At 72.9% G+C, this 5,100-nt stretch carries 2 protein-coding genes; both read right to left on the bottom strand.

Annotation, left to right across the window (positions count from 1 at the left end):
• Positions 1–4,429 (bottom strand): type I polyketide synthase (locus tag ACLQ29_RS35295; protein WP_425775688.1); only part of this gene is annotated, 4,429 nt, incomplete at its 3' end.
• The coding region (locus tag ACLQ29_RS35290; RefSeq protein WP_425775687.1) for a phosphopantetheine-binding protein at positions 4,426–5,100 on the bottom strand (675 nt) is incomplete at its 5' end. The genes ACLQ29_RS35290 and ACLQ29_RS35295, both read right to left, overlap by 4 nt.

Raw genomic sequence — 5,100 nt, 5'->3', positions numbered from 1 at the left:
CCTCGGCCACCAACTCGGCCAGCCCGGCGGGGGAGACCTCGGCCGAGCTGGTCCAGCCCGTGCCCGAGCCCAGGCGGCGCAGCACGTCGACGAAGCCGCCGAACATCTGCTCCACCAACCCATCCGGGAACAGCTCGTCCACGCTGGGCCAACCGACCACGAGACCGGCCTCCACCTCCAGCGCCGCGGCGTCGATCCACACCTGCGGGGTCTGGATCACCTGGTGTTCGAGCTGCCCCAACCAGTCCACCATCGACGACTCGTTGGCCTCGCTCTCGTTGACCAGGGTGCTGGTGAACACCGCCGGCATCATGGCGGCGTCGGTGCCGCCACGCTGACGGGCCAGCTCGCGGAGGATGTCGACGCCGTTGACGTAGCGGTACTCCAGGTCCTCCCAGTTCTGCTCCTGCAACCGGCGGGCCACCCCGAGAATGGAGTCGTCCTCGACCAGGTCGACCGGCAGCAGCGTGAAGGACGCGAACCCGCCGACCAGGTGCTCCGCGTCAGGGTGCACGGGCAGCCGGATGTTCGTGGTCACGTTCAGCGTGAAGCGGCCCGAGCGGGTCCACCCGCCCAGCACGCAGGCGTACGCGGCCAGCAGCACCGCCGACGGAGTGACGCCGTGCGCGGCGGCCTCCCGCTTGACGGCGTCCCACTCGGTCGCCGGGATCAGCGCGCTGTGGGGCACGAACTTCGGCTCCCGCACCAGCTCCGGTGAGGTGGCCAGCGGCAGCTCCGGCGGCGAGGGCAGGGTGGCCACCCGCTCCCGCCAGTAGTCCATCGATCGGCGGTAGAGCGAGGTCTCCTTGAGCTTCTCCGCGGCCAGCCGGTAGTCGCGGAACGAGATGCCCAGCTCGGGCAGCTCCTCGGCCGGCCGCTCGTAGTAGGCGCGCCAGTCCGCGAGCAGGATCCGGACGCTGCCCATGTCGGCCATCATCAGCTCGAAGCTGAGGAACAGTCGGGTACGCCCACCGGGCAGGTGCACCACCCGGATCTCGAACAGCGGCCACGCGTCCTCGGGTCGCATCTCGTGCGACATCGCCTCGCGCATCTCGGCGAGCCGGCCCTCGACCACCTCCGGCGTCTCGTCGCGCAGGTCGACGACGGGGAAGTCGTAGCGGGTGACCTCGGGCAGCACCCGCTGGTGACCGTCGCGGGTGAACACGGCCCGCAGCATCGCGTGCCGGGCCAGCACCCGGTTCCACGCCTGGTTGAGCCGCTCGACGTCCAGGTCGTCCCGGTCCACCTCCCAGTACATGTGCGCGCCGACGTTGCCCATGCTGAAGTTGCCCATCCGGCCGATCCACTGGGCCTGCTGGATCTCGCTGAGCCCGAACGGCTCGTGCAGGTGCTCCCAATCCGGCACGGCCACCGGCATCTCGTCGTCGGCCGCCGGCGCCGGCTCGGCGGTGGTCGGCGCGGCCACGGGCAGCAGCTCCGCGACCACCTCGGCGAGCGCGGCCACCGTGGACGCCTTGACCAGGCGGCGCAGCGGCACCTGCACGCCCAGGTCCTGCTGGATCCGGCTGACCACCTTCGTGGCGAGCAGCGAGTGGCCGCCCAGCTCGATGAAGATGTCGTCGACGCCGATCGGCGCCACGCCGAGCAGGTCCTGCCAGATGAGCGCGATGCGCCGTTCGACGTCGGTCCGTGGCGCCAGGTAGACGGTGGTCAGCGCCGGTCGGGTGTCGGCCTCGCCGAAGTCGATGTCGTCCGGCTCCTCGACCACGACGCCCGGTGCGGTGCTGCCGGTGGCGGTGGGCGCCTCCACGAAGTAGCGCCGGCGCTCGAAGGGGTAGGTCGGAAGGGCCACCCGGCGACGCCGGGCACCGTCGTGCACGCCGTCCCAGTCGACCTCCACGCCGCCCAGCCAGAGCCGACCGACGGCCTCCAGGGCCGCCGCCTCGGCGGAGCCGTCGGCGTCCGGCGCGCGCATGGTGGGCACCGCGACCACGCCACGCGCCTCGGGCGCCAACCGGGCGAGAGTGCACAGGGTGGTGCCGGGGCCGACCTCCACCAGGACGCCGATGCCCTGCTCGCGCAGGCGGGTCATCCCGTCGGCGAAGCGGACCGGCTCGCGGAGTTGACCGCTCCAGTACTCCGGGCTGACGGCCTCCGTCCCGGTCAGCCAGGTGCCGGTGCGTCCCGAGAGGATCGGCGCGGTGGGCGCCGAGGGCGACGCGGCGGCCACGGCGGCGGCGAACGGGCCGACGACCGTGTCCATCATCCGGGAGTGGAACGCGTGCGAGGTGTGCAGCATCCGGTGCCCGACACCGTCGGCCTCCAGCACCGTCGCGAATGCCTGGACGTCCTCGACGGTGCCTGCGACCACGCAGACCTCGGGCGCGTTGTACGCCGCGATGTCCAGGCCCACCGGCAGCCGCGCCACAAGCGCCTCGGCCGGCAGCGCCACCGACAGCATCGCGCCGGTCGGCTGGGCGCCCATGAGCCGTCCGCGCTCGGCGACCAGCCGGACCGCCTCCTCGGGCTCGAACACGCCGGCCAGAGCGGCGGCGGTGAACTCGCCGACGCTGTGCCCGATCGTCGCGTCGCGGCGCACCCCCCACGAGGTGAGCAGGCGGGCTATCGCGTACTCGACGGTGAACAGCGCCGGCTGGGCGACCGCCGTGTCCGCCAGTCGGGCCCGGGCGGCCCGGTCGGCCGGGTCCGCGGCCACCAGCAGGTCGCGCAGGTCGACGCCGAGCGTCGGCGTCAATGCCTCGGCGCAGCGGTCCACCTCGGCGCGGAACACCGGCTCGGTGCGGTACAGCCCGGCGCCCATGCCCGGGTACTGGCTGCCCTGCCCGGGGAAGAGCCACGCCACCTCGGGCTCCTCGGTGGGCGCCCGGCCGGAGAGGGTCCGTGGACCGGTGCCGCTGCCGAGCGCGCCGGCGGCGGTACGGACGTCGTCGACCACGACGGCCCGCCGGTGCGGGAAGTGGGTGCGCCCGGTCTGCAACGTCCAGGCCGCGTCGGCGATGTCGAGCAGTTCCGGCGCGTCGTCGGGCGCGTCGGCGTCGGCGAAGGCGGTGGCCAGCCGGTCGGTCGCCGTGTCCAGCGCGGCGGCGCTGCGTGCGGACACCACGATCAGGTGACGGTCGCGGCGCGCGCCGGACAGCTCCCGGGCCGGCGGCTCCTCCAGGATGGCGTGCACGTTTGTGCCACCGAACCCGAAGGAACTCACGCCGATGCGCCGCGGGTCGCCGTTGGCCTTCCACGGCTGGAGTTCCGCGTTGACCCGGAACGGCGTCGCCGCGAAGTCGATCTCCGGGTTGGGCGCGGTGTAGTTGACGTTCGGCACCAGCTCGCCGTGCTTGAGCTGGAGCACCGCCTTGATCAGCGACGCGATGCCGGCGGCGCTGTCCAGGTGCCCGATGTTGCTCTTCACCGAGCTGACCGCGCAGTAGCCGCGCCGGTCGGTGTGCCGCTGGAAGACCTTTGTCAGCGCGGCGATCTCGATCGGGTCGCCGAGCGCGGTGCCGGTGCCGTGCGCCTCGATCGCCTTGATGCTCTCCGGGTGCACCCCGGCCAGCCCGATCGCGGCCGACACCACCCGCGCCTGACCCTGGATGCTCGGCGCGGTGTAGCCGACCTTGGCGGCACCGTCGTTGTTCGCCGCGGTGGCCCGGATGACCGCGTCGATCCGGTCGCCGTCGGCGAGCGCGTCGTCGAGGCGGCGCAGCACCACCACGCCGGCGCCGCTGCCGCTGACCGTGCCCCGGGCCTGCGCGTCGAACGGCCGGCAGTGCCCGTCCGGCGAGAGGATCATGCCCTCCTGGTAGAGGTAGCCGCGGGTCTGTGGGAACCGCACGGTCACGCCGCCGGCCAGCGCCAGGTCGCACTCGTCGGCCAGCAGCGCCTGACAGGCCTGGTGCACGGCGAGGAGCGACGTGGAACAGGCGCTCTGCACGCAGACCGCCGGGCCGTCCAGGTCGAGCTTGTAGCTCAGCCGGCTGGCCAGGTAGTCCTTGTCGTTGGCCACCAGCAGCTCCAGGCCGTCGGCGGAGGCATCCAGGCCGCGACCGGGCAGCAGGTGGGCCAGCAGGTACGACGACAGGCTGGCGCCCGCGTACACGCCGATCGAGCCGGGGTACGACGCCGGGGTGTGCCCGGCGTCCTCCAGCGCCTCCCACGCGCACTCCAGGAAGATGCGGTGCTGCGGGTCGAGCAGCGCCGCCTCCCGGGCGCTGTAACCGAAGAACCGGGCGTCGAAGAGCTCCGCGTCCTCCAGGGCGCCCCACGCCTTGACGAAGCGGGGGTCGGCCATCAGCTCCGGGGAGACGCCGGCGGCGAGCAGTTCCTCGTCGGTGAAGTGGCGGATCGACTCGGTGCCGGCGCGCAGGTTGTGCCAGAAGCGGGTGACGTTGGGAGCCCCCGGGAATCGGCCGGCCAGGCCGACTACGGCGATGTCGACGGTGTCGGTGCTCATGCCCTTGTCTCCTCTTCCTGTCCGGACCGGGCGACGCGTCGCCGGGCTCGACGGTTGCGTTGGCCGCGGGCGAAGGCCGCGTCCAGGTCCGCGTCGCGGTCGTCGGTGCCGGTGAGGACCCCCGCCAGGCGCCGCACGCTTGTGTGTTCGAAGAGCAACGTGAGCGGGAAGTCGCGCCCGAGGGCGGTCCGCAGCTCACGGTGCAGTCGCAGGATCAGCACGGAATCGAGCCCCAGCTCGAAGAAGTTGGACCGCACGCACACCTGCGGCATGCCCAGGACCTGGCCGAGCTGCGTGGCCACGGTCCGCTCCACCGGGGTACGCGGTGGCGTGTGGTCGGCCGCCACGACCCCGGGTTCGGGCAGGTGGGCGCGGTCGACCTTGCCGTTGGGGGTCAGCGGCAGGGTGTCCAGGACGGTGATGGTGCTGGGCAGCATGTACGACGGCAGCAGGCTGCTCGCGTGCTCCCGGACGGCGGCCCCGAGGTCCCCGTCGTGCTCTCCGGGGTGTGGCAGGACGTAGGCGGCGAGGCGGCGGTGGTGCCGATCTCCCGTGGTGGTCGCGATGGCCGTGCGCACCGCCGGGTGGCTGGCGAGGGCGTGTTCGATGTCGCCGAGTTCGATGCGGTAGCCGCCGATTTTGACTTGGTGGTCGTTGCGGCCGGCGAATTC

Source organism: Micromonospora sp. DT228, assembly GCF_049841595.1.
Classification (GTDB): Bacteria; Actinomycetota; Actinomycetes; order Mycobacteriales; family Micromonosporaceae; genus Micromonospora.
This window is presented reverse-complemented; position numbering and strand designations above follow the sequence as displayed.